We start from the raw sequence: 24432 nt of genomic DNA, 5'->3' as shown, positions 1-24432 counted from the left end.
CTTTAGCGGCTTAATTAATGAGAATTAGCTGGATCAGCTCCAGAAAATCCCGGTGTTCCGCGTGCAATTAAATTTGGTTTGACATCATCAGAAATAGGTACTTTTCTCATATGGACTTTTAGAATTTGTTCACGTCCAATAATATCTGAACCGGGATACCAACTCACCCACCAAGAAAGTCACAATCATCAGGTGGGTTTCGCTATCGCTCTACCCACCCTACAATTGATTGATAGTTTACAGCCAGTTTGCCTTAATTAATGAGAATTAGCTGGATCACCAATTTGGCTAGGATTATTAATGGATACTATTTTAGTATCATCATTGCCATCATCAGATTTTTTGTTATCATCATTGTCTGTCCAATCTTTCGGAGCTTTTGGTGTGTTACCAGCCATTAAATCATCAATTTGATCACTATCAATTGTTTCATATTTAAGCAATGCTTTTGCCATTGTATGTAATATTTCGATATTATCTTTCAATAATGTTTCTGCGCGTTGATAATTACGATCAATAATAGAATGCACTTCTTTATCTATTAAACTTGCTGTCTCATCAGATATTGATTTATGTTGCGTCACACTACGACCCAAAAATACTTCACTATCTTCTTCACCATAAGTTAATGGTCCTAAATCTGATAAACCCCACTTCATTACCATACTTCTAGCAATTTCAGTAGTTCTTTCAATATCATTACTAGCACCAGTGGTGACAGCTTGGCTTCCAAAAATCAATTCCTCTGCAATACGTCCACCAAACATACTAGAAATTTGACTTTCTAATAATTCTCTACTCATGCTTAAACGATCTTTTTCAGGTAAAAACATGGTCACACCTAAAGCACGCCCTCTAGGAATAATAGAGACTTTATATACTGGATCATGTTTTGGTACTAAGCGTCCGACAATCGCATGTCCAGCTTCATGATAAGCAGTTAATGCCTTTTCTTCTTCGCCCATCACCATTGATTTGCGTTCAGCACCCATCATGATTTTATCTTTAGCTTTTTCAAATTCTTCCATCTCTACCAAACGCTTATTAGCACGAGCGGCAAATAAAGCGGCTTCATTAATTAAATTGGCTAAATCAGCTCCAGAAAATCCCGGTGTTCCGCGTGCAATTAAATTTGGTTTGACATCATCAGAAATAGGTACTTTTCTCATATGGACTTTTAGAATTTGTTCACGTCCAATAATATCTGGTAACGGTACAATTACTTGACGATCAAAACGCCCGGGGCGTAATAAAGCAGGATCTAATACATCTGGGCGGTTAGTAGCGGCAATAACAATCACCCCATCATTACCTTCAAAACCATCCATTTCTACTAATAATTGATTAAGAGTTTGTTCTCTTTCATCATGCCCACCACCTAAACCAGCACCACGATGTCTTCCAACTGCATCAATTTCATCAATAAAAATTATACATGGTGCATGTTTTTTGGCTTGCTCAAACATATCACGTACTCGTGAAGCACCAACACCAACAAACATTTCCACAAAATCTGAACCAGAAATCGTAAAAAATGGTACTTTAGCTTCACCAGCAATAGCCTTAGCTAATAAAGTTTTACCTGTACCCGGTGAACCAACCAATAATACACCGCGTGGAATTTTACCACCTAAATTTTGAAATTTACCGGGTTCACGTAAAAACTCAACTAATTCAGTTACTTCTGATTTAGCTTCATCTACACCAGCTACATCATTAAAGCTTATCTTGATTTGATCTTCTTCAATCATACGAGCGCGACTTTTGCCAAAAGATAAAGCTCCACGCCCACCTGCACCTTGCATTTGGCGCATAAAAAAGATCAAGATTCCAAATAATAACAACATTGGGAACCACGAAATAAATATTTGCATTAACAATGATTGTTGTTCTGGTGGCTGTGATTTTATTTCAACATTATATTTCAATAAATCACCAATTAAACCAGCATCACCGGGATTGTAAGTTACAAAATGTTCACCATTAGCTGTAATGCCTTTAATGGTACGCCCTTCAATTAGAACTTCTTTAACTTGTTGGCTTTGAACACTAGCAATAAATTTGGAATACTCTATCGAACGAGCCGACGTTTTTCGCTCACCAAAATTATTGAAAACCATCATTAAAACAAGGGCTATAACAACCCATAATAAGATATTTTTTACTATATCATTCACTAGAATGCCTCTTTGATTGAATAAAATTAGATTTTATATTCTTTTGCAAGAATATAAATTTCAGAAGATCGAGAACGCGATGCTTTAGGTTTGCGAATTACAACTTTTTTAAAAGAAGATCTTAAACTTTTAATATAAGATTCAAAACCTTCTCCTTGAAACACTTTTGTTAAAAAACATCCTTTAGTTGCAAGCACATCAAATGCCAAATCCCTAGCTAATTCAGCTAATAGCATCATGCGGGCTTGATCCACAGATTTAATACCGCTGATATTGGGTGCCATATCAGACATTACAAGATTAGCCTTGTTTGAATCCCCTATTTTATTTAGTAGTTCATCTAATATCATTTGTTCTGTAAAGTCTCCTTGAATAAACGTTACTCCCGCTAAGGGTTTTATTGGTAAAATATCTAAAGCAAATATATTGACTTTATGATTTAAACGCCGCTGCACCCATTGACTCCATCCTCCCGGTGCTGCGCCTAAATCAACCACAGTCATATTTGGATAAAATAAATGATCACGTTCATCAATTTGTGCTAATTTATATACTGCTCGTGAACGATAATCATCTTGTTTGGCTTGTTTTACATAAGGATCTGACTTATGTTCTTGCAGCCAACGTTCGCTACTTGCACTTCTTTTCATAAGTTATAAATTTTAACATGGAACTATATATAATAGATTGGTTAATTTTACTCAAAAAGCGGGTAAAAATATCGAAAGTTTTTTCTTAGGCGGGCGAAATTTGCCTTGGTGGTTAGCTGGCACTTCGATGGTAGTTACTACTTTTGCTGCTGATACGCCAGCGTTTTTACGTGGTTTTAAGGCGGTTTATTTAGGTATTTTTATGAATGCCGTTATTATTGCTTGGGTTAATGTGGCTTTAGGTTCATTGTTACAAGTGTTTTTTAATATTCCAGCCGATCAAGTGATTTTTTATTTAGCTGGTGCGATGTTTTTTGTGATGGTTTATTCTAGTCTGTCAGGCTTATTAGGTGTAGTTATGACTGACTTTATTCAGTTTATTCTGGCGATGATAGGCAGTATCATATTAGCTGTAATCGTAGTTAATTCTGAGGCTATTGGCGGAATATCGGGTTTACAAGCCATTTGGAGAAACAGCAGAAGTATTTAGCATTAGTTTTGCCACTTTCTTAGCCTTTGTTGGTGTGCAATGGCGATGCGAGACTTTTTACCACCCGGTTTAAAGGGCTTATTATTAGTAGCATTTTTAGCCGCTTATATGAGTACGATTTCTACTCAGTTAAATTGGGGTACTAGTTATATTATTAATGATTTATATAAACGCTTTTTGCATCCCAATGCGAATGAAAAACAATTGGTAAGAGCGTCGCGTTTCAATACATTTTTATTAATGATAGTTGCACTAATTGTAACTAGCCAAATAACTACTTTAGAAAGCGCGTTTAAATTTATGATTGAATGCGGAGCAGGTTTAGGAGCTGTATTAATTTTGCGTTGGTATTGGTGGCGGATAATATACTCATTTCTATACTGATATAAAATTCCCAGAAAGCTTGTTTGTTACTGTAGGATTCACAACAGCGGCATGGTTAATTGCTACTTATGTAACTAAACCCACAGATTCAAAAGTCTTAGATAACTTTTATGAAAAAATTCAACCAGAAGGCTATTGGCAAAAACAAACCAAGAACAAATCTCAGTTAGGAAAATTATTGGCAGAGTGCGGTGATTTATGGATTGGTTGGGATTATTTGTGCTTGGGGTGTGCATCTTCTTTTGAAGAATGAATAATTAGATTTACTACAAAAACCTGACAGGTTTGTCTAAAAAGTTGACTAAGTTATTTCAAGCACGTTCCTTAATCATCGATTTAGCAGGATTACCCGCCATTGGAAGTTCTTCACGAATAACACGACGCAAAGTGATTTCCAACAATTGTTCTAAGGATTTATTCTGCTGTTCAATATATTCATGTAATGCCTTGTTGATCAAAAGTTGGTAATTACCACCCCCTGATTTATCAACTATTTCTTTAAAATAGTCAATAATATCAGCATTTAAGTAGAGGGTAATACCTACTTGATTAGGATCAGGTGGGATGACAGAGCCACGTTTACCTTTGCTGAAATCATATTCATTTCTCATAACTCAACCTTCATACTGTTTACGTTCATGTTTATTAGCCTTGCGAACATATGCATCCATACCAATGGTAACAAATCGTTTTTCGTCAAAATCTGGATCATCTATGGTGATAACATGGAGATCATTAAATACTGATACCGCATCGGTAAACTCAATGCGATGTTTTTTCCGGTTAATGGCTGCCTTGTTAGGATCCCATTCAAATTGTATATATTTTATGGTAGGTTTATACATAAGATATGTATATCAAGTTTTAATAATTAATCTAAATTCTGATCTCATTTTTTCTGTATTTATAATGCGGTATGCTACAATATACCACAAGTACTTCTTCTGGCTGTTCACCCATGCAGGTGATTGAGTACAACGAATAGTTCGAGGTATATTTGTAGTAATGGGTATAAGTTGTACTATTTACCTTAATTCAAGCCCTGAAGGGGCGACATTAATATAGCCTAGGGCAACGCCCTAGGTGATGTAAATTATTTTGTTTAGCCCTGAAGGGGCGAAATAAAATTGGTTTATGTTTTAATCCCCTTCAGGACATTAATAATACGTATATTATTTGATAAAATAAAATAATATCCGTTTATTTCATTTCGTACTCAATTTATACTATCATCCATATCATCTCGATTACGCCACATACCAATAAACGATACGAAGTCAGCGAAGCTAAGTAATGGAGCGCAGCGTAAAATATGCTAAGATTGTAAGATACTAATAGTATCATTATATTACTATAATTAGATATTAGCAGTAAATTAATAGGCATTTATCCATCTGGAAACTTAAACTACTGCGTAAAATCAACAAATTCAACCAGAAGGCTATTGGCAAAAACAAACCAAGAAAAAATCTCAGTTAGGAAAATTATTGATTAGCTGGGATTATTTGTGCTTGGATAATTCAACACCTTGATTGGCAATATCTATAACTAAATTGATAAATTTGTTTTCGTTAATGGTTTCATAGCTAAATGGTGATGGTATTTTAAAAATTTCTCTAGCTACAGCACTGTAACTTCGTTCTAAACTCGTATCTTGATCAATCACAACACAATGTCCATTTTCCCACTCCAGAGCAATTAAATTTTCATTTTTAATTGATTGTGCCACAAAAACACTATGGCTTGAAACTATAAAATGAATTTTAGGAAATACTGTTTCAATACTTGACAAAATAGTGCGTTGCCAAGTGGGATGTAAGTGTAAATCAATTTCATCTAACAGAACCAGTCCGGTAATATCTTGAGCATTGTTCAGGTTTCCACCTTGTTTGGCAATTCGGATGATCATGTCAAATAACCAGATAAAGGTGGATTTAAATCCTTCAGATAAGGCTTCAACAGAAATTGGCTGATTTGGGTTAGATGAGGTTTTAAAATAGAGACTTTCTGTATCATAATCCACCAAGGTAACATTATTGTCATGATCTGAGCTTTCAAGAACCGCATTAATCAGCGGTTGAATCGTTTTGAAGTTGTTATTCACATACTCAAAAGTGCTACTAACTCTAATATGTTTTAAATTTGATAAGGTTTTGGTTCTTCTAATTTTATATGCCGATTGGCACCATAAGCCAGTAATAAAATTTTATCTGACAGATTTTGAGGCGTAAAATATTAACATGTCTCTGACAATTGGTGTTATTGGTAATAGTTTTTAACATTACAACTTTAATGGAAAAAATAAATGATCATGTTTATCAATTTGTGCTAACTTATATGCGCTTCTTTTCATAAGGTATAAGGTTTAACATGGAACTATCTATAATAGATTGGTTAATTATAATACTATTTTTTGTAATTACATTAGGTATTGGTTTATTTTTTACTCAAAAAGCCGGTAAAAATATCGAAAGTTTTTTCTTAGGCGGGCGAAATTTGCCTTGGTGGTTAGCTGGCACTTCGATGGTAGCTACTACCTTTGCTGCTGATACGCCGCTGTTAGTTGCAGAATTAGTTGCAAATAATGGTATCAGTGGTAATTGGATATGGTGGAATGGTTTAATTGGTGGGATGTTAGCCACTTTTTTGTTTGCCAAATTTTGGCGTAGAGCTAATATTATTACTGATGTTGAGTTAATTGAGTTACGTTATTCTGGTAAAGCCGCTGCGTTTTTACGTGGTTTTAAGGCGGTTTATTTAGGTATTTTTATGAATGCCGTTATTATTGCTTGGGTTAATGTGGCTTTAGGTTCATTATTGCAAGTGTTTTTTAATATTCCAGCAGATCAAGTGATTTTTTATTTAGCTGGTGCGATGTTTTTTGTGATGGTTTATTCTAGTCTGTCAGGCTTATTAGGTGTAGTTATGACTGACTTTATTCAGTTTATTCTTGCGATGATAGGCAGTATCATATTAGCTGTAATCGTAGTTAATTCTGAGGCTATTGGTGGAATATCGGGTTTACAAGCTAAATTACCAGCGGCAACTTTTGAATTTTTTCCTACATTTGGAGAAACAGCAGAAGTATTTAGCATTAGTTTTGCCACTTTCTTAGCCTTTGTTGGTGTGCAATGGTGGGCTAGTTGGTATCCCGGTTCAGAACCCGGTGGTGGCGGTTATGTAGCTCAACGAATGATGAGTGCTAAAAATGAAGAACATGCGATAAAAGCCACTTTATTTTTTCAAATAGCCCATTATGCTTTAAGACCTTGGCCTTGGATTATAGTAGGTTTATGTGCTATAGTTCTTTATCCTGAGCTGTCGGCTGATGAAAAAAGATTAGGCTATGCAATGGCGATGCGAGACTTTTTACCACCCGGTTTAAAGGGCTTATTATTAGTAGCATTTTTAGCCGCTTATATGAGTACGATTTCTACTCAGTTAAATTGGGGTACTAGTTATATTATTAATGATTTATATAAACGCTTTTTGCATCCCAATGCGAATCAAAAACAATTGGTAAGAGCGTCGCGTTTCAATACATTTTTATTAATGATAGTTGCACTAATTGTAACTAGTCAAATCACTACTTTAGAAAGCGCGTTTAAATTTATGATTGAATGCGGAGCAGGTTTAGGAGCTGTATTAATTTTGCGTTGGTATTGGTGGCGGATAAATGCGTGGAGCGAAATTGTAGCAACGATTGCCCCATTTATAGCTTTTAGTTATACTCATTTTTATACTGATCTAAAATTTCCAGAAAGCTTGTTTGTTACTGTAGGATTCACAACAGCGGCATGGTTAATTGCTACTTATGTAACTAAACCCACAGATTCAAAAGTCTTAGATAACTTTTATGAAAAAATTCAACCAGAAGGCTATTGGCAAAAACAAACTAAGAAAAAATCTCAGTTAGGAAAATTATTGGCTAGCTGGCTACTTGGTATTGGTTTAGTTTATAGCTGCTTATTTGGTATAGGTAAATTGATATTTGCTGATTGGCAGAGTGCGGTGATTTATGGATTGGTTGGGATTATTTGTGCTTGGGGTGTGCATAGACTTTTGAATAATGATTAATTATAATAAAATTAACAGCTTAATTCAAGAAGGTGAAAATTCCCAAATTGAGTTTAAATCGGCTGCTGTTTCCAATGAAGATTTAGCCATAGTAATGATTTCATTTCTGAATGGTCAAGGTGGCGTAATTTTGTTGGGAGTAGAAGATGATGCTACTATCAGTGGTATAGAAGGTTCATTAGATAAAAAAATGAATGCACTCAATCAGATTGCTCAGAATCGTGTGAAACCACCAGTTATACCTATCTTAGATACTTTTACTATTGCAGACAAATCAATTATTAGTATTAGCTTAGAAAAGGGAATTCAAAAACCATATTATTTAATTAAAAATGAGAAAACCTTATTTTATATTCGTGTTGGAACTACTTGTCGTTTAGCATCTCCAGAACAAATAGCTATTTTATATGCAAGTCATCCTTTAGTTCATTATGATGTTGTTCCAATTCCAACATTATTAGTTAATTATCTCGATGAAAGAAGAATACGTAATTATTTTTTAGAGATAAAAAAGCTAAGTGAAAAATACTATCAAGATAAATTATATAATCTTTATGTAAATGCTAGATTAGCTATTGAATTGACAAATAATCTAGTAGCAACATTAGCTGGTGGTATCTTATTTGGATTAGAACCTTCACGTTTTATTCCTTCTGCTGGTATTAGATGTGCTGCATTTGCTGGAACAAACAAAGATTATTTGATGTTAGATAAAAAATTTATTGATTTACCTATACTTGCTTATGAATATAATGGTGTTCTTGTGGAAGATGGTATAATTGAACAAGCAATTAAATTTGTCGAGACAAATACTAAAAAACGCACCATGATGCAAGGTATTAAACGTATTGATCAAGCAGAATATCCATTAGAGACTTTACGTGAAGTTATAACTAATGCTTTGATTCATAGGGATTATTCACTATATGGTGGACAAATTCAACTGTTGATATTTTCTGATAGATTAGAAATTAGATCCCCCGGAAAATTACCAAATACTCTAACAATTGATATGATTAAAGAGGGTGCTAGTTATACTCGTAATCCAGTGTTAATGAAGTTTGCTGAAAACTATGGTTATGTGGAACATTTAGGCATGGGAATACCAGAGAAGATAATAAAACCAATGCTAAAGTTAGGTTATCCAGCTCCAGAATTTATTGATAATGGTTATGAATTTAGCGTAATTTTGAGAAAAAATAATTAAATTAATTGGGGCAAATCTTGCCCCAATCTTTCTATTTCTCTACAGGATTATCAGCCTTTTGATCCCAAGGCGTATTGCCACTGTCTTCAAAGCTTTCTAAATTCCAATCCATGAAACCAAATTTAATATTACGTACTTTGTAGCCTAGCAGATTTAATGAAATACCTATTGTTTCTCCACTAAATCCTCTTTCACTATAAGTAATAATGGTCTTATTTGGGTCTAATTTTTTCAAATTTTCAAGTTTTAGTGCTTGTTTCCAAGGAATATTTATCGCATTAGCAATATGACCCTTGGCATAGTCTTCAGCATCTCTTACGCTGACAATTTGATATTTGTCTTTATTGTTATCCCAATCATCAATAATTGCTTTTACATCTGATGTTGTTATGACATGATCGCGCATACCCACTATAGTTTTTAGGTAAGTCTGGGCTTGTTCTTGAATAATATCAGCAGCCTTAGTCAACTTAGTTTTGATTGCTGGTGTTGAATAAGTTTCTGTTGGATTATTATCCTTAGTTTCTACTGGGTAATCAGCAACACCATCCCACGGGGTTTTACCAGCTTCTTTAAAAGTATCTACGTTCCAATCCATCATGCCGCCACTAAGATTTTTCGCTTTAAAATTGACTAGATTCAGAAGTGTCATCGAAAGTTGACCTTTTTGCCCAACATAACAATATGCAATTGTAGTTTTCTTTGGATCTAATAGTTTTAGACTGTCATCATCAACTATATTGGCAAATTGAATATTGATAGCATTTGCTACATGCCCTTGTGCATAATGTTCTGGTTTTCTGACGCTAACAATTTGATATTTATCTTTGTTAGTATCCCAGTCATCAATAAGTGCTTTGACTTTTGTATCTGTAACTAAGTTTTTATCTTCTACTGTGGCAAGCCATGTATCAATATGTTGACGCACGGTTTCAAAACTATCCATTTTCATAGGAATCATTTCAAATTTTTCTTTACCGCCTACTTCTTCAATCACTCCATTAAGTATGCCAGCTAATTCGTTATATACCATTGTTGGGAATACTTGAAATAGTTTTCCTGTACGTACTTGTTGCTCATTATTTGGATCAATCATCATATCAGTAAAGAAATAACTGAAAATGAATTGTGGTGTTAGCATGTTAATATGCACGCCTTCTGAATCTTTCCAAACACCTAAGCTACAGGGTAAAGCTGACATGTGATTTAAGCCTACTTGTAGAGCTAAACCAGAATAGAATTCTTGACAGAGTTCAAATAAATGATAAGTTCCACCTTTTCCATCAGAAAGATCTACTGTTCTTAATAATGTCCAATTTGCAAATGAACCACCTTTTTTCCAAAGTTCCATGCCTTGATCAAATACTTTTGATATATCTTCAAAGGTTTTTTTACCACCAATATATTCTTTTACAGCATGAGGTAAGAATTCTTCATCTGCTTCTTCTCCTGCGGTTCCATTGCCATCAACATCAGAAACATTGTTAACTAAAAAGGCTTTAATGATTTTTTCAACAACATCTTTAGGGTCAAGTAAATCATCTTTAATGGTGATAAAAGGGCGAGCATATTTAGCAGTGAGTTTTTCTCCTGTTTGCGCTTCCATCATTGCTATTTCAGCTTTACCTAATAAATTCATGCCCTTCAGAGGAGTATTGAGATTAGTTTTAAAGCCTAAAGGTTCTAAAGTTGATGCTACCAAATCTTCAATTTTCTTTTGATACCCAGTGGCAAGTTTCAATAAAGGTTCCAGATTCTTTTCACCGTTGAAATAAGTACGTACCCAAGTTTGTGGAACTGCCGCTGTTACATAAATAGTATCATTGGTTGTATAAGCAGTAATTGTCCAAGGTAAGGCTACACCATATGCTAAATCTTCTTGTAAAAATTTAGCATCATCTGCAAAGGAAAATTCTAACATGCGACCAATTTGATCAGCTTTGCCGTCACCATCAAAATCAACTGCTGGATATGGTATTAATTTACCTGTAGTTTTTAATTTGCCTACATCTTGAGCGCCAACAACAACACTCATATCTGGATTAGCTTCAACAACACTAATGAGCTTATCAAAAATTTTCTCTAGTTCAGCCAATTTTGAAGGAATATCAGTTAATGAATGTGATTTTGTGGCTAATAGTTCGTAAGCAGCCATGGTTTTTGCTGAAACACTGCTAGTTACATGAAATCGTCCAAGCGGTGGTTTTAGTCTCACTTGCAAATCAGTATAAACATCTTCTGTCTTTCCATCTTTATCAGTAAATTTGACTAAGGGAATATGCAGAATACCGGTTTCCATAGAAAATGTAGCTAAATGACTAACCATGTTCATTACTGGTGTAGCTTTAATAATTTCAAATTCTAAGGGTTCTTCATTTAAAACCTTAAATTCCAGATCAAATAATCCAAATTTTTCCACATGTACTGCTGGAATATTAAATGTTTTCGCTTTCATAGAAAACGAAACTGTATCTACTGCTGCATAAGCTGAATAGCTTAGCCAAAACATTAAAAATAACAAGTATTTTTTCATGTCTTTAAACCTCCTAAGAATATTAGTATATGATGATATAATTATTTTATATCTGAAGAAAATACTTTATCACAACTGTTAAATAAATTGCAAAAAAATCTTGATAAATTTATATTCATACTTATTAACATAGTATTTTAATAAACTATTAGGAATATATACCGTGCAAGTTGAAATAAATGGCAATACCATTGAAACTGATGAACAAGGTTACTTAGTAAATTTAGATGATTGGTCTGAAGAATTAGCTACAGCATTAGCTGAAAAAGATGGTCTAAAACTTACCGATGCTCATTGGGATGTCATTAACATGATAAGAAAATCTTATCAAGAGAATGGTACTGCACCTGCTATGCGGGCATTGATCAAATTAGCTAAAGCAGAATTAGGTAAAGATAAAGGTAATAGTAAATATTTATACGAACTATTTCCATATGGTCCGGGTAAACAAGGTTCTCGCTACGCAGGCTTGCCTAAACCAACGGGCTGTGTTTAATCTACCACAAACTTGTTATTTATGTGGAAATAGTGCTAGTCAAGCTATTTGTAACGCTTGTTTAAAGGATTTACCCTATAAAACAAGTGCTTGCCTAAATTGCGCCTCAACTTTAGATGAGGTAGGCATTTGCCCTGAATGTAAACAAAACCCACCTGCTTATACACATACACAAGCTCTATTTGCTTATACTTATCCAATTGATAAATTAATTAAACTAGCTAAATTCCATAAAAATTTAACAATACTAAAGTTATTAGCTAATTTAATGGCGCAACATTTGACGATAGAAGCCTCTCCAGATGTATTAATACCAGTACCCTTACATAGTAAACGCTTACGACAACGCGGTTATAATCAATCATTAGAACTAGCTAAAATTATCGCTAAACAAAATGGTATTCCTATCAATACCAGAGCATGTAAACGTGTCAAATACACTCAGGCTCAAACTTCCTTGTTAAATGCTCAACAGCGTTATGAAAATTTAGCCAACGCATTTAGAATCAAAAAAATTCCATCAAATTGGCAACATATTGTTTTAATAGATGATGTTATGACAACTGGCACTACAGTGAATCAACTAGCATTAGCTTTCAAAGCGGCAGGAATTTCTCAAATAGATGTATGGTGTTGTGCGCGCGCATAAAACCCTTTATTGATAACATACAAGATCAACAAACTAAAAAACGACAATAACAACATAATAGCTGATAATATATGAGCTTGTCGAAATTCTAACATTTCTACATGTTCATAAATGGCAATAGATAACACTTGAGTTTGACCGGGAATGCTGCCCCCAATCATCAACACCATCCCAAATTCTCCCACTGTGTGTGCAAAAGTTAAGATGATAGCAGTTAAAATTCCCGGACGCGCTAAGGGTATGGCAATACTAAAAAATCTATCTAAAGGTGATGCGCGTAATGTAGCCGCTACTTCTAAGGGGCGTTTGCCGATAGCTAAAAAAGCATTTTGTAATGGTTGCACAGTAAAAGGTAAAGAAAAAATCACTGATCCTATTACTAAGCCAGTAAAACTAAAGGCTAAATGTTGTCCGGTCAAGCTTTCCGATAACTGACCAATTAAGCCATTTGGTCCCAAGCTTATAAGTAAATAAAAGCCTAAAACTGTAGGTGGTAACACCAAAGGTAAGGCTATCAATGCTTCAATAATAACCTTAAACCAATATTTGCTATGTGCTAACCACCATGCTAATGGTGTACCTATTATTAACAATATGATTGTAGTAACACTTGCTAAACGGATGGTAAGCCAAAAAGCTTCCCAGTTTATATATTCCATTTAGTAATGACAATTTTAACTTCAATATCTTTATGATCTAAATATATTTTTTTAGGTAAAAGGATATTTTCTACTTCGACATAAGGGCTATATTCTACAGCCCAACCTGATTGTTCTAAATGATTTAAATGTCCATTCTTATATAAATCATATTGCAGAATGCGATGATCAGGTGCTGGAATTCCTCTAACCCAATAATATAAATTCTCAATGGGCAATTCCATATTCAATGCTTGAACCACCAATTCATCAGCACTTTTTGCCTCAAAAGTTTCATTATTACCAGTACGCATAATCACACCATCCTTAGTTCCTGTTAATAAGGCAGCACCTTGCCCCAATGGGGCATTGAGACGTAAAGTATAGTTATCACCATCTTGATCCCAAAGTACTCGAATAATCCAATTTTGCTTATTTTTGGTAACAGATAAACTGGCATTTAAACGCCACTTGTTTAAAGTTTTTAAGCTTTCTTGATGTTTTTGCCATAATAATTCAGCTTTATTTGAATTAACAGCTGGTGTCAAAGAGCATCCAGAAATAAATAAAAGTAGTAAAATTGATAATTGTTTCATTATTCTTCTGTTTCCATTTTTATTCATTATTGTTGACGTTTAGCATATTCTGCTTCTGTAAGATATTCGTTTAATGTGATGGTTCTGACTTTCATATTCCACACCAATTTATTATGAAATATAATATTAAATTTTCTATGACTGTAATTAATATCACAAGCTTCATCTTCTTGTTTGCAATGTATAAAACGTTCCCATTTGCTAATAGAAGCTCTATATAAATCATCTTCTAATTTTTTAATTTCACCTAATTTATTGTTACCTTGAAAATCTAATTTCACTGAATGTGCAGTATCACTCAATGCCACTAAGTCTGATAATAAGGTTTGAAGAGGAATACATATTTGAGTCTCACCAACTTCAATACAACTGGCATCATTTTCAAAATAGTTCAAAGTCGTAGTTATAAGTTCAGATTTTTTTTCAACCGGCGTTTGAGTCGAAGCCACTTTAGATAAGTTATTTTGTAATTCTGAAATAAAATTATCAGTTGAAGATAAAAAAGATTCTGCAATCTCACAAGAACGCCCTAATTTTGTAGCAATTTGATGCAATAATTTAGAAAATTTATCTTCACCAGAACAGTTTTCTAAAGATACTTGTTCTTTTTTAGAAGACTGAGGTTCAGCTTTCTCAGGTACACCAAATAAAGCTTCGTTAATAATATTAGTACAGCTTTGTTTTAGTTTGATTGGATCAAACTTCATTTCCATAGTTCTACCAATATTACGCGCTCTTTCACCAGCTTTTTCATCATTTTTCCAAAATGTGGTAATTTTAGTACCATTTTCTTCCATCAGTGTACCATCACCATCCCTTTTACTGTCTTTAAAATAACCTTGGTAACAATCTCCATTTGGATAAAGATAAATACCCCAACGATTTACACATTGATCTGGTGATTCTACACATTCACCTTTTTTTTCTTCAACCACTGGTTCAGGCTCAGGTTCAGGTATTGGTTCAGGTATTGGTTCAGGTATTGGTTCAGGTATTGGTTCAGGTATTGGTTCAGGTATTGGTTGAGGGTTAGCACAAGCACTAATAATTCCTACTATCAATAATCCTAAAAAAATATTTTTCATATTATAATTTTTATCTATTAACTATTTATAATAATTTCAGCATAGCAGAAATTTGGTTATTTCTGTACTATAATTAATATTATCTTTAACATCAATTTTAGGTAAACACTATGCAACTCAATGATCCTAGATTATTTAATCAGCAAGCGTATATTAATGGCACTTGGATTGATGCCCATAATAATGATGTTATTCAAGTTACAAATCCTGCTGATAATACTCTACTTGGCACCATACCTAATATGGGTCAAATTGAAACTAGTCAAGCGATTGATGCTGCTAATGTAGCCTTGCCTGAATGGCGTAATAAAACTGCTTCAGAACGTTCTGAAATCATGCGTAGCTGGTTTAATTTAATTATAGAACATCAACAAGATTTAGCGGTAATAATGACTGCTGAACAAGGTAAACCATTAGCAGAAGCTCAAGGTGAAATAGCCTATGGTGCATCCTTTATTGAATGGTTTGCTGAAGAAGCTAAACGAATTTATGGTGATGTGATTCCAACACCACAAGCTGGGCGACGTATTGTTGTTATTAAGCAACCAATAGGCGTAGTTGCCGCTATCACACCTTGGAATTCTCCTAATGCGATGATTACTCGTAAATGCGCACCAGCTTTAGCTGTAGGTTGCCCAGTTATAATCAAACCAGCTACATCAACTCCATATTCAGCATTGGCATTAGCAGAATTAGCAGAACGCGCTGGTTTTCCTAAAGGTGTAATTAATGTTGTTACTGGTAATCCAAAAACAATTGGTGCTGAATTAACTAGTAATCCAGTTGTACGTAAATTATCATTCACTGGTTCGACTGAAATTGGTAAATTGCTGATGCAGCAATGCGCAAGCACTGTAAAGAAAGTATCTTTAGAATTAGGAGGTAACGCGCCTTTTATAGTATTTGATGATGCTGATATAAATGCTGCTGTAGAAGGTGCTGTAGCTTCTAAATATCGTAATACTGGACAAACTTGTGTTTGCACTAATCGTTTTCTGGTACAAGATAGTGTCTATGATGAATTTGCCAGCAAATTAGCACAAGCAGTAGCTAAATTAAAAGTTGGTGATGGCTCAAAAACTGGAACTCAACAGGGTCCATTAATTGATATAGCCGCTGTCGAAAAAGTTGAAGATCATATTGGTAATGCTGTTACTAATGGCGCAAAAGTAGTACAAGGTGGTCAAAGACATACACTTGGTGGAACATTTTTTGAGCCAACAGTTTTAACTGAAGTCACTGCTAATATGAAAATTGCTCAAGAAGAAACTTTTGGACCAGTTGCACCACTATTTCGTTTTAAAGCAGAACAAGAAGCGATTGCTTTAGCTAATGACACACCATTTGGATTAGCCTCTTATTTTTATACTCGTAATTTGGGTCGTGCTTGGCGGATTGCAGAGGCTTTAGAATATGGTATGGTCGGTATTAATGAGGGTATTATTTCTAATGTTGTAGTTCCATTTGGAGGTATTAAAGAATCAGGTTTGGGGCGTGAAGGTTCTAAATATGGAGTTGATGAGTTTTTAGAAATTAAATATGTGTGTATGGGTGGATTATAGAAATATAAAATCAGACTTAGAAAATCCTTCATTAGTCATGATTTCATGTAATTTTTCTATGGCTTTAAGTTGAATTTGTCTGACTCGTTCACGAGTTAAACCAACGGCATTGCCTACTTCTTCTAATGTTTTTGGATCTTGATTATCTAAACCAAAACGATATTGGATAATAAGACGATGTGTTTCTGGAAGTTGATTTAACCATAGTTTTAATATACTTGTTAAGTCATTCTCTTGTAATGTTGTTAAAGGGTCAATATTACATTCATCAGGAATTGTATCAATTAGGCTTTTCTCAGAATCTGCCAAATATGAATTATCTAAGGATGTAGTACGTTCATTCCATCCTAACATTTTGTGAACGTTTTCAGAAGACTTGTTAAGTGCTGCCGCTATTTCATCAACAGTTGGTTCACGATCCATTTGTTGAGAAAGTTGTTTCTTGGCGCGTACACAATCATTTATCTCTCTGAGAATATGGACTGGTAAACGAATAGTACGAGCTTGATTCATAATAGCACGTACCATCGATTGTCTAATCCACCATGTGGCATAAGTTGAAAAACGAAAACCTCTTTCAGGATCGAATTTTTCAACTGCTTGGATTAAGCCAATATTACCTTCTTCAATTAAATCTGCTAATGCTAAACCGCTAAATTTATACTTTTGTGCAATTTTTACAACTAAACGTAAATTGCTTTCAATCAAATGCTGACGCGCTTTTACATCACCTTTTAATGTCAGTCGTGCATATTTAACTTCTTCTTCAGCGGTTAAAAGTTCATGATGACTAATTTCTTGTCTATAGATTTGATCAGCATCTAAACTGGTGGTATCTCTTTCAGGCACCAAATACTCAGGTTCAGAGTGTTCATCCTCTTTGAATTGTTCTAATAATTCATCATTGTCATCAAGAACTTCCTTATCTTTCATAATCTTAATTTTATCTTCTTATAGATAATCTTTGCCCGGGATAAATTGTATAAGGATTACCTATACCATTTTGTTTAGCCAGTTCATACGCTTTTAGACCATATTTAGCAGCAATCATTTTGAGATTTTCTCCGCTTTTAACGTAATGATAACTAGTACGTTTTTTAGAATTAATTCTCAATCTTTGACCCTTATATAAATGATAAGGTTTTTTTAACTTATTAGTGATAGCAATTTGTTGAACCGATTTTCTATAATGTCTAGCAATACTATATAATGTTTCTCCTTGAGATACGGTATGATATCGCCTATTAGTGCGAGTACTAGTTATCTTGCTTCTAATTTTTCTTTTTTTACTGCCTAAACGAACACCTGATGGTGAATAAACTCTTAATACTTGCCCAACTGATAAATTATAAGGTTTAGATAAACGATTCCATCTAATTATATTGGTTACACTAGCACGGTATTGTCTGGATATACTGTATAGTGTTTCACCACGTTGAATCTTATGATAGCCTTTAGTATTACGAAATGATTTTGGTTGAATAGTGATTGATTTGGTTTTTCTTTTAACTTTAGATTTTTTAGTACGATTCCACGGCAATGGCGCAATACGTAAACGTCTTCCTGCTATCAGTTTATAAGGATATTTTAAAGCATTCCATCTAGCTAATTGTTTATAGCTATAACCAAAGCGTCGCGCAATTTTATAGATGCTATCACCACGTTTAATAACATAAGAGCTTTTACCTTTGTAAGTTTTTTTTCTAACACGAATTTTAGACAATGGTGCAACACGTAAACGTCTTCCAGCTTTTAATCTATAAGGATATTTTAATCCATTCCATCTAGCTAATTGTTTGTAGCTATAACCATAGCGTTTCGCAACTTTATAGATACTATCACCACGTCTCACAATATGAGAAGTTTTAGTTTTGCGACTGTTCCGGCTAACTTTAAGTTGTTTAGACTTAGGCGCAGAAAATAATTTTACAGCTTTCGTTTCACTATAACTATAATCATATAGTGTTGAATTTGCATATACTTGAATCGGTGCTACTATAAGTAATATAAATAATAAAGGCATAATTTTATAAATCCTATGTTCAAAGACCTGACAGGTTTTTAAAACCTGTCAGGTCTGAAATTCCTATGGAGTGAGTTTTAATCTTTGCCCGGGATATATATTAGGCGGGTTACCAATACCATTCCATTTAGCTATATCTGAAGCTGATAAACCATATCTCTGAGCAATCTTTTGCAAGGATTCCCCTGATTTGGCTATATGATAAGAAGCCAATGAAACTGGGCGTAAACCGCCACTATTTGATGTTGCAGGTGCTGTAATCCTTAATTTTTGCCCTAGAAATACATTAAAAGGCGGTTGCAAGTTATTCCATGATTTCAAATTGCCTATACTGATTTTATATATTTTAGAAATACTATATAAAGTATCTTTTGCTTGTACAATATGATAATCTGAATTAGATACAGATGGTACAACTGATGGCAATGTGTTGTTATCAATACCTTCTGGTGGAGTAACACGTATTTTTTGCCCTAATCTAACGCTATATGGAGCTGGTATATTATTCCATTTACCTAAATCTGCCATAGTATGCCCATAATGTTTGGCAATCTTATATAAATTATCCCCTTTTAGTACTATGTGATAATTTTTATCATTACTTGGTGCGGGCGTAATAACAGTAGGAGTGGTGATTGGCGTTGGATCATTATTTGCTATATAACCAGCAGGTGCTTCAACTACTAAAATTTGTCCAACATTTACAGCATAAGGTTCTTGAATATTATTCCATTTTGCAAGCTCCTTCCAATTTACATTGTATTTTTGTGCAATCGAAAATAAACCTTCCTGTGGTGCAACTCTATGACTGCCTTTTGGAACTGGCGGTGCTTCTACAATAGGTGTAGATATTTCTGGTTCTGGATCATCCGCAGGTGATCCATCAAGAATTAAACGTTGACCAATATTCAGCGCGTAAGGTGGTGGAATATTATTCCAGCGTGCAAGATCTTTATGATCACGACCATACATTCTTGCAATAGCATATAAACTCTCACCACGTTTGACAATATGATAATTCTCTATCTCTATGTCTGAACTTGTTGGGGGTTCTATAATTTTTTTATTATTTACCGCTGTGGATGAGCAACCATTTAACAAAATAAAGCCTACCAAGGCGGGCAATACTACCCTAAACATATGTTTTTCTCCTAAATTAGAATTACAATTACATGTTGGCATAAAAACTCCTTTTAATCAACTTATTATTTATATGGAATTATAAGAATGATACCTGTAACTACATTAGCACAATTATTTCGTGAACGTGTCAAAGCTTCGCCTGAACATATTGCTTATCGTTATTTTAAAAATAAAAATTGGCATGATTTAACTTGGCAAGATATGTCAATACATGTTGCAAATTGGCAAGCAGCATTAGCAAAAGAAAATTTAGCCGCTGGTGATAGAGTCGCTATAATGTTACGTAATTGCCCTGAATGGGTAATGTTTGATCAAGCCGCTCTTGGCTTAGGTTTGGTAACTGTACCATTATATATGGATGATCGCCCTGATAATATTGCATATATTATTAATGATGCTAATGTTAAATTATTGCTAATAGCAGACGCAAAACAATGGCAGTCTTTATCCAAATTAGAATCTGTGCAACGGATTATTACAATCAATTTAGAAGATTGGTTGCCTAATTCTACTACTGAATCATTACGCGCTGAAGAATCGGCTCCAGATGAATTAGCTAGCATTGTTTATACATCTGGCACTACTGGCAAGCCTAAAGGGGTTATGCTTAGTCATCGTAATCTGGTTGGTAATGTTTTATCTATTTCAGAATGTACTGAATTTAAGTCAAGCGATTTATTTTTATCCTTTTTGCCATTATCTCATACTTTTGAACGTACTGGCGGATATTATTTACCTATGGTAGTCAATGCTACTGTTGCTTATGCTCGTTCAGTTCCACAGTTAGCAACTGATTTAGTTACTCAATCTCCAACCGTTTTAATTTCGGTGCCTCGTATTTATGAACAAGTTTATAGCAAAATTCAAAATCAATTAGATAAAAAATCTGCTGTTGCGAAAAAGCTATTTAATTTGACTATAGATGTTGGATGGCGACGTTTTGAATATCAGCAAAAACGCGCTGGCTGGCATTATAAATTGTTATTATGGCCGCTATTAAATAAATTAGTTGCACAAGCGGTGCTAAAAAAATTAGGTGGAAAAATGCGCTTTGCTATTAGCGGAGGAGCAGCATTATCACCCGAAATTTCAAGATTATTTATCGGTTTAGGTTTAAAATTATTACAGGGTTATGGTTTAACAGAAACTAGCCCAGTTATAACTGTTAATAGACTAGAAGATAATATACCAAGTAGTATTGGTACAACAATACCGGGTGCAAAAGTCAAGTTAGGTGAAAATGATGAATTATTAACCCATAGCCCTTATGTAATGTTAGGTTATTGGAATAACCCTACAGCAACAGCAGCAGCTATTGATCAGGATGGATGGTTTCATACTGGAGATAAAGCGCGTATAGATGAAGGTGGACATTTATATATAACTGGGCGTATAAAAGATATTATAGTGATGGGTAATGGAGAAAAAATTCCTCCTACAGATATGGAAATGGCAATTTTGGTTGATAATTTATTTGACCAAGTTATGTTGATTGGTGAAGGCAAGCCATTTTTGAGTTGTTTAATCGTGTTAAATCCTGAAAATTGGGAAAATTTTACTAAAGAGTTAAATATTGATCCAAAACAAGCAGTGTTAAAACGTATTGCCAAACACATAAAAGAGTTTCCCGGTTATGCTCAAATACGCCGCGTTTCATTCTCTTTGGAAGCTTGGAGCGTGGAAAATGGTTTATTAACACCAACATTAAAAATGAAACGAGCAGTTATTATGAAGCGTTATGAAACTGCAATTGAAAAAATGTATCGAGGTTTTTAGTTATGAAATCTAAAAAAACACTTGTTATAGATGACAATGTTCAATATATTCCAGCAGCTCCTCAATATAAAGCTCCAAAACGACGAGGTTGTTTGTTTGGAATATTTTCATCCTTTATGTGGATGTTTACTTTTATTGTATTCGTATTTTTTGCTCTGACTTTTGGAAGACAATGGTATGACAGTCTGTTAGCGCGTTTAGATTTAAATAAATCTGTACATCATGATGAATCAATTATAGAAACTGGTGTAACAGCTCAAATCAAACCAACAGTAATGCTAGTTTATGAACAGAAAGATGGTAAAAAAGTACGAGTTATTGCAGATGCAGAAGAATATTCTACATTTGTAAATCAACAAGTAGCTTATATAGAAAAAGAAAAGGCTAATTTAGTTGCAATCAAAAATCAGGAATTAAATAAAGAATTAGTTAAAATTTTTGGTAGAATGAAAACCCGTGTGGATAGGTTTGCAGATTGGTATTTTAATTATACTACTACTTATAAAATATTATGGGAAGCAACAACTTCTGCTGCCAAGCATACTTTTAGCGCAGAAGCAATCAGCACCTCAGATGCAGTATCACTAGATGTAGAAAAATATTTGCATAAACATTATACAAATATTGTATTACGCCCTGAGATTACTGATCCTAAATTACAATTTGCTTATCGTTTTACTTTAAAACAAATACATGAACATTATGTTAATGTTTTAAGTAAAATGAACAAAGATTTTCAAGTATTTGTATCACAATACACTAACCATCTGGATATGCCAGTGACAGATAATACGGTATTAACTCTGGATTGGAAAAGTCAAATGCAAAAATTTAACATGGCAGAATATGAAAAGGGACCCAAGCAAGCAGCAGTTGGTGGAGCATTAGCCGCTGGTGGCGCAATTGCTGTAAAAACACTTGGAGCTGCTACTGCTGGTAAGGGAGCTACAGTGGTAACAAGTGCTGCTAGTAAAGGTGTATTTGCAAAATTATCAGCTCCGTTTGTATCTAAAGCAATATTAGCTGGTGGTGCTGGTGCAGCGGGAACATTAGCTGGACCAGTTGGCACAGTAGTTGGAGTACTAGGTGGATTAGGTGTTGATTATTTAATCAATGAAGGTGTTGAATTAACACAACGTAAATCATTTGTAAATGATGTAGAAGATGCTTTATCAGCGACTCAAACTGAATGGGAAAAACAGATTGAAACCGCCTTAGACAAAGCAATTGATATTTGGATGAATGATACTATTCAATTATTGCCACGTTATGAGGCTTGATTTTAAATAACATCACCCTCTCTAATTTGTTGGCAAATACTTCGTTGTTCTGGGCTTTCCACTGCCGTAACAATAGCATCTACCATTAGATTTAGTTCTAATGGTGTTATGACTCCCATAATTCTTGACATTACATTGGAATCTATATTTGCATTCGAGCTGGTACCATCTTTTAATTTAAAGCCTATACTGGCTAAGTTGTAATTATGCTCGTTTGCTTCTTCTTCTTTTTCCAATAAATCTTGATTCATTTCCATTAATTCATCATATTTATCGTCGATTTCATCTGATAAGTCTTCATTTATATCTTCTGATATTCCGATTTCATAACTATCATCTTCTATTGTTATTTTTGGTGAAACTTTCTTAGTTTCTAAATATTTGACAAATGATTGAAAAGGTGTTTCATGAAAAAATACATATTCTAACATTTCTTATGCTCTCTTTTGATATAATGCTATTATTATAATCCACAATATTAATTATTGCCATGACTATTATACAAAATATAGATCAACAAGAAGTAACAAAATTTAGCTCATTAGCTTCTCATTGGTGGGATTCTAATGGAGAATTTAAGACGCTACATGATATTAATCCTTTGCGTTTAAATTATATTATGCAATATGCAGGCACATTGGCAGGTAAATCTGTATTGGATGTTGGTTGTGGTGGCGGTATTTTAAGTGAAAGTATGGCAGCCAAAAATGCTAATGTTACTGGTATTGATATGAGTCAAGAAGCTCTAAATGTGGCTAAATTACATTTATATGAATCTGAACTTAATGTTGATTATAAATGTATTACTGTAGAAGAATTGTCGGATAATAATCCTGCTAGTTTTGATGTGGTTACTTGTATGGAAATGTTGGAACATGTTCCTAATCCTGCCTCTGTTGTTGCTGCTTGTCATAAACTGGTAAAGCCCGGTGGATATTTATTTTTTTCTACTCTGAATCGTAATGCTAAATCTTATCTTCATGCGATAATTGGTGCTGAATATATTTTACAAATGTTGCCTAAAGGTACACATGATTATCAAAAATTTATTTGTCCATCTGAATTGGCAACTTGGATACGTAATGTTGATGGAGAAGTTATAGATATTTCTGGTATGAGTTATAATCTTTTGACTCAAAATTATTCTTTGGGTGCTGATGTGTCTGTAAATTATTTGGTTCACAGCCAAAAATAATTCTCATGAAATATGAAAATTTAACGCATAAGATAATTGGTTGTGCAATGCAAGTTCACAAAACGCTGGGAAATGGTTTTCAAGAAGTTATTTATCAGCGATGTTTGAGTATTGAAATGCAATATGCCGGTATTCAATTTGAGAGAGAAAAGGTAATGAAAATTCATTATCGAGGATATGAAGTTGGCACCAGAAGAGTTGATTTTTTTGTTGAACAAATAATTATGGTGGAGATTAAAGCAGTTATAAATTTGCAAGATGTGCATTTAGCACAGGCTATGAATTATCTTGAAGCTTATAATACGGAAATTGGGTTGTTGATTAATTTTGGAGCTAAAAGCTTACAATTTAACAGAGTTCATAATAATAAATTAAAAAGGCTTGAACCTTGATTTTTTTAAGGATTTGCTTGATTACCTTGATTTTTTAAAAATCACGGTAATCAAGCAAATCAAATTAAATCAAGGTTTA

General features: G+C 34.0%; 26 protein-coding genes. 12 read left to right on the top strand and 14 right to left on the bottom strand.

Annotated elements, in window-relative coordinates; genetic code table 11:
* Positions 1-14 precede the first annotated feature (14 nt).
* The 3 genes from BHU68_RS17255 to rlmE all read right to left on the bottom strand — a co-directional run bounded on the left by BHU68_RS17255 (position 15) and on the right by rlmE (position 2827).
* Positions 15-167: a hypothetical protein gene (locus BHU68_RS17255; RefSeq protein WP_171900394.1), complete on the bottom strand. Its 153-nt coding sequence runs from the start codon at positions 165-167 to the stop codon at positions 15-17.
* Between the two features lie 90 nt (positions 168-257).
* A complete protein-coding gene (gene ftsH, locus BHU68_RS09300) occupies positions 258-2123 on the bottom strand; it encodes an ATP-dependent zinc metalloprotease FtsH (RefSeq protein ID WP_253180965.1) in 1866 nt (621 codons plus the stop codon).
* A gap of 80 nt (positions 2124-2203) precedes the next feature.
* A complete protein-coding gene (gene rlmE, locus BHU68_RS09295; RefSeq protein ID WP_069472598.1) occupies positions 2204-2827 on the bottom strand; it encodes a 23S rRNA (uridine(2552)-2'-O)-methyltransferase RlmE in 624 nt (207 codons plus the stop codon).
* Positions 2828-2864: 37 nt separating this feature from the next.
* On the opposite strand from rlmE, the gene BHU68_RS17685 reads away from it, so the two are divergent.
* Genes BHU68_RS17685 through BHU68_RS17675 form a run of 3 tightly spaced genes read left to right on the top strand, consistent with a single transcriptional unit; the run spans position 2865 to position 3954 of the window.
* Positions 2865-3317, top strand: a complete 453-nt coding sequence (locus BHU68_RS17685; protein ID WP_069472597.1) for a hypothetical protein — start codon at positions 2865-2867, stop codon at positions 3315-3317.
* Between the two features lie 39 nt (positions 3318-3356).
* Positions 3357-3701 (top strand): sodium:solute symporter family transporter, encoded by a 345-nt coding sequence (locus BHU68_RS17680; protein WP_069472596.1) that lies wholly within the window; start codon positions 3357-3359, stop codon positions 3699-3701.
* A gap of 19 nt (positions 3702-3720) precedes the next feature.
* Positions 3721-3954, top strand: a complete 234-nt coding sequence (locus tag BHU68_RS17675) for a hypothetical protein (RefSeq protein WP_069472595.1) — start codon at positions 3721-3723, stop codon at positions 3952-3954.
* Between the two features lie 58 nt (positions 3955-4012).
* Here BHU68_RS17675 and BHU68_RS09275 read toward each other — a convergent pair whose 3' ends face one another.
* The 3 genes from BHU68_RS09275 to BHU68_RS09265 form a co-directional block, all read right to left on the bottom strand.
* Positions 4013-4312 (bottom strand): hypothetical protein, encoded by a 300-nt coding sequence (locus BHU68_RS09275; protein ID WP_069472594.1) that lies wholly within the window; start codon positions 4310-4312, stop codon positions 4013-4015.
* Between the two features lie 3 nt (positions 4313-4315).
* Positions 4316-4546 carry a BrnT family toxin gene (locus tag BHU68_RS09270; RefSeq protein ID WP_069472593.1) on the bottom strand — a complete coding sequence of 77 codons (231 nt, stop codon included), beginning with the start codon at positions 4544-4546 and terminating at the stop codon, positions 4316-4318.
* 656 nt (positions 4547-5202) lie between these two features.
* Positions 5203-5805 (bottom strand): AAA family ATPase, encoded by a 603-nt coding sequence (locus tag BHU68_RS09265; protein WP_069471892.1) that lies wholly within the window; start codon positions 5803-5805, stop codon positions 5203-5205.
* A 266-nt stretch (positions 5806-6071) separates the two neighbouring features.
* Here BHU68_RS09265 and BHU68_RS09260 point away from each other — a divergent pair, with 266 nt between their 5' ends.
* Together BHU68_RS09260 and BHU68_RS09255 are read left to right on the top strand one after the other, a co-directional pair.
* Complete coding sequence (locus BHU68_RS09260) at positions 6072-7778, top strand: sodium:solute symporter family protein (RefSeq protein ID WP_069473729.1); 1707 nt, start codon at positions 6072-6074, stop codon at positions 7776-7778.
* Positions 7771-8985 carry an ATP-binding protein gene (locus tag BHU68_RS09255; RefSeq protein ID WP_069471042.1) on the top strand — a complete coding sequence of 405 codons (1215 nt, stop codon included), beginning with the start codon at positions 7771-7773 and terminating at the stop codon, positions 8983-8985. Before BHU68_RS09260 ends, BHU68_RS09255 begins: the two co-directional genes overlap by 8 nt.
* Positions 8986-9016: 31 nt before the next feature.
* Here BHU68_RS09255 and BHU68_RS09250 read toward each other — a convergent pair whose 3' ends face one another.
* Positions 9017-11518, bottom strand: a complete 2502-nt coding sequence (locus BHU68_RS09250; RefSeq protein ID WP_069473045.1) for a rhodanese-like domain-containing protein — start codon at positions 11516-11518, stop codon at positions 9017-9019.
* Between the two features lie 163 nt (positions 11519-11681).
* Here BHU68_RS09250 and BHU68_RS09245 point away from each other — a divergent pair, with 163 nt between their 5' ends.
* Together BHU68_RS09245 and BHU68_RS09240 are read left to right on the top strand one after the other, a co-directional pair.
* Positions 11682-12014: a TusE/DsrC/DsvC family sulfur relay protein gene (locus BHU68_RS09245; RefSeq protein WP_069471040.1), complete on the top strand. Its 333-nt coding sequence runs from the start codon at positions 11682-11684 to the stop codon at positions 12012-12014.
* Complete coding sequence (locus BHU68_RS09240; protein WP_069471039.1) at positions 12007-12663, top strand: ComF family protein; 657 nt, start codon at positions 12007-12009, stop codon at positions 12661-12663. Before BHU68_RS09245 ends, BHU68_RS09240 begins: the two co-directional genes overlap by 8 nt.
* On the opposite strand, the gene modB is transcribed toward BHU68_RS09240, so the two are convergent.
* From modB to BHU68_RS17670, 3 genes are read right to left on the bottom strand one after another with little or no spacing between them, the layout of a single operon-like run.
* On the bottom strand, positions 12630-13322 hold the full coding sequence (gene modB, locus BHU68_RS09235; protein WP_069471038.1) for a molybdate ABC transporter permease subunit: 693 nt from the start codon (positions 13320-13322) through the stop codon (positions 12630-12632). The genes BHU68_RS09240 and modB overlap by 34 nt on opposite strands.
* Positions 13310-13897: a lipoprotein insertase outer membrane protein LolB gene (lolB, locus tag BHU68_RS09230; protein ID WP_069472797.1), complete on the bottom strand. Its 588-nt coding sequence runs from the start codon at positions 13895-13897 to the stop codon at positions 13310-13312. Before lolB ends, modB begins: the two co-directional genes overlap by 13 nt.
* Before the next feature lie 26 nt (positions 13898-13923).
* The gene (locus BHU68_RS17670) at positions 13924-14982 is read right to left on the bottom strand and encodes a hypothetical protein (protein WP_069471036.1); all 1059 of its coding nucleotides are present in this window, start codon (positions 14980-14982) and stop codon (positions 13924-13926) included.
* Between the two features lie 110 nt (positions 14983-15092).
* Between BHU68_RS17670 and BHU68_RS09220 the strand changes: the two genes are divergently transcribed.
* Positions 15093-16544, top strand: a complete 1452-nt coding sequence (locus tag BHU68_RS09220) for an NAD-dependent succinate-semialdehyde dehydrogenase (protein ID WP_069471035.1) — start codon at positions 15093-15095, stop codon at positions 16542-16544.
* Here the strand turns inward: BHU68_RS09220 and rpoS are convergent.
* From rpoS to BHU68_RS09205, 3 genes are all read right to left on the bottom strand, one after another.
* Positions 16539-17477 (bottom strand): RNA polymerase sigma factor RpoS, encoded by a 939-nt coding sequence (gene rpoS, locus BHU68_RS09215; protein ID WP_069471034.1) that lies wholly within the window; start codon positions 17475-17477, stop codon positions 16539-16541. The two genes, BHU68_RS09220 and rpoS, sit on opposite strands and share 6 nt — an antisense overlap.
* 10 nt (positions 17478-17487) lie before the next feature.
* Positions 17488-18567, bottom strand: a complete 1080-nt coding sequence (locus BHU68_RS09210; protein WP_069471033.1) for a muramidase family protein — start codon at positions 18565-18567, stop codon at positions 17488-17490.
* A gap of 63 nt (positions 18568-18630) precedes the next feature.
* Positions 18631-19749, bottom strand: a complete 1119-nt coding sequence (locus BHU68_RS09205; RefSeq protein WP_069471032.1) for a muramidase family protein — start codon at positions 19747-19749, stop codon at positions 18631-18633.
* Positions 19750-19794: 45 nt separating this feature from the next.
* Here BHU68_RS09205 and BHU68_RS09200 point away from each other — a divergent pair, with 45 nt between their 5' ends.
* Together BHU68_RS09200 and BHU68_RS09195 are read left to right on the top strand one after the other, a co-directional pair.
* Positions 19795-21486, top strand: coding sequence for an AMP-dependent synthetase/ligase (locus tag BHU68_RS09200; RefSeq protein ID WP_069471031.1), 1692 nt, complete (start codon positions 19795-19797; stop codon positions 21484-21486).
* Positions 21487-21488: 2 nt separating this feature from the next.
* Positions 21489-22766, top strand: a complete 1278-nt coding sequence (locus BHU68_RS09195) for a hypothetical protein (protein WP_069471030.1) — start codon at positions 21489-21491, stop codon at positions 22764-22766.
* Between the two features lie 2 nt (positions 22767-22768).
* On the opposite strand, the gene BHU68_RS09190 is transcribed toward BHU68_RS09195, so the two are convergent.
* On the bottom strand, positions 22769-23197 hold the full coding sequence (locus BHU68_RS09190) for a hypothetical protein (RefSeq protein ID WP_069471029.1): 429 nt from the start codon (positions 23195-23197) through the stop codon (positions 22769-22771).
* Positions 23198-23256: 59 nt separating this feature from the next.
* On the opposite strand from BHU68_RS09190, the gene ubiG reads away from it, so the two are divergent.
* Positions 23257-23961 (top strand): bifunctional 2-polyprenyl-6-hydroxyphenol methylase/3-demethylubiquinol 3-O-methyltransferase UbiG, encoded by a 705-nt coding sequence (gene ubiG / locus BHU68_RS09185; protein WP_083234247.1) that lies wholly within the window; start codon positions 23257-23259, stop codon positions 23959-23961.
* Between the two features lie 5 nt (positions 23962-23966).
* A complete protein-coding gene (locus BHU68_RS09180) occupies positions 23967-24353 on the top strand; it encodes a GxxExxY protein (RefSeq protein ID WP_069471028.1) in 387 nt (128 codons plus the stop codon).
* The last annotated feature ends 79 nt before the right edge of the window (positions 24354-24432 follow it).

The organism is Candidatus Marithrix sp. Canyon 246 (assembly GCF_001723685.1).
Taxonomy (GTDB): Bacteria; Pseudomonadota; Gammaproteobacteria; order Beggiatoales; family Beggiatoaceae; genus Marithrix.
The sequence above is the reverse complement of the archived record's forward strand: the minus strand, read 5'-3'. Positions and strand labels throughout refer to the sequence as shown.

Excerpts from the sequence above, each read along its gene's own strand:
- ftsH (WP_253180965.1), bottom strand. The coding sequence starts at position 2,123 with ATGATGGTTTTCAATAATTTTGGTGAGCGAAAAACGTCGGCTCGTTCG.
- rlmE (WP_069472598.1), bottom strand. The coding sequence starts at position 2,827 with ATGAAAAGAAGTGCAAGTAGCGAACGTTGGCTGCAAGAACATAAGTCA.
- BHU68_RS17680 (WP_069472596.1), top strand. The coding sequence starts at position 3,357 with ATGGCGATGCGAGACTTTTTACCACCCGGTTTAAAGGGCTTATTATTA.
- BHU68_RS09275 (WP_069472594.1), bottom strand. The coding sequence starts at position 4,312 with ATGAGAAATGAATATGATTTCAGCAAAGGTAAACGTGGCTCTGTCATC.
- BHU68_RS09270 (WP_069472593.1), bottom strand. The coding sequence starts at position 4,546 with ATGTATAAACCTACCATAAAATATATACAATTTGAATGGGATCCTAAC.
- BHU68_RS09260 (WP_069473729.1), top strand. The coding sequence starts at position 6,072 with ATGGAACTATCTATAATAGATTGGTTAATTATAATACTATTTTTTGTA.
- BHU68_RS09255 (WP_069471042.1), top strand. The coding sequence starts at position 7,771 with ATGATTAATTATAATAAAATTAACAGCTTAATTCAAGAAGGTGAAAAT.
- BHU68_RS09250 (WP_069473045.1), bottom strand. The coding sequence starts at position 11,518 with ATGAAAAAATACTTGTTATTTTTAATGTTTTGGCTAAGCTATTCAGCT.
- modB (WP_069471038.1), bottom strand. The coding sequence starts at position 13,322 with ATGGAATATATAAACTGGGAAGCTTTTTGGCTTACCATCCGTTTAGCA.
- lolB (WP_069472797.1), bottom strand. The coding sequence starts at position 13,897 with ATGAAACAATTATCAATTTTACTACTTTTATTTATTTCTGGATGCTCT.
- BHU68_RS17670 (WP_069471036.1), bottom strand. The coding sequence starts at position 14,982 with ATGAAAAATATTTTTTTAGGATTATTGATAGTAGGAATTATTAGTGCT.
- BHU68_RS09220 (WP_069471035.1), top strand. The coding sequence starts at position 15,093 with ATGCAACTCAATGATCCTAGATTATTTAATCAGCAAGCGTATATTAAT.
- rpoS (WP_069471034.1), bottom strand. The coding sequence starts at position 17,477 with ATGAAAGATAAGGAAGTTCTTGATGACAATGATGAATTATTAGAACAA.
- BHU68_RS09210 (WP_069471033.1), bottom strand. The coding sequence starts at position 18,567 with ATGCCTTTATTATTTATATTACTTATAGTAGCACCGATTCAAGTATAT.
- BHU68_RS09205 (WP_069471032.1), bottom strand. The coding sequence starts at position 19,749 with ATGCCAACATGTAATTGTAATTCTAATTTAGGAGAAAAACATATGTTT.
- BHU68_RS09200 (WP_069471031.1), top strand. The coding sequence starts at position 19,795 with ATGATACCTGTAACTACATTAGCACAATTATTTCGTGAACGTGTCAAA.
- BHU68_RS09195 (WP_069471030.1), top strand. The coding sequence starts at position 21,489 with ATGAAATCTAAAAAAACACTTGTTATAGATGACAATGTTCAATATATT.
- BHU68_RS09190 (WP_069471029.1), bottom strand. The coding sequence starts at position 23,197 with ATGTTAGAATATGTATTTTTTCATGAAACACCTTTTCAATCATTTGTC.
- ubiG (WP_083234247.1), top strand. The coding sequence starts at position 23,257 with ATGACTATTATACAAAATATAGATCAACAAGAAGTAACAAAATTTAGC.
- BHU68_RS09180 (WP_069471028.1), top strand. The coding sequence starts at position 23,967 with ATGAAATATGAAAATTTAACGCATAAGATAATTGGTTGTGCAATGCAA.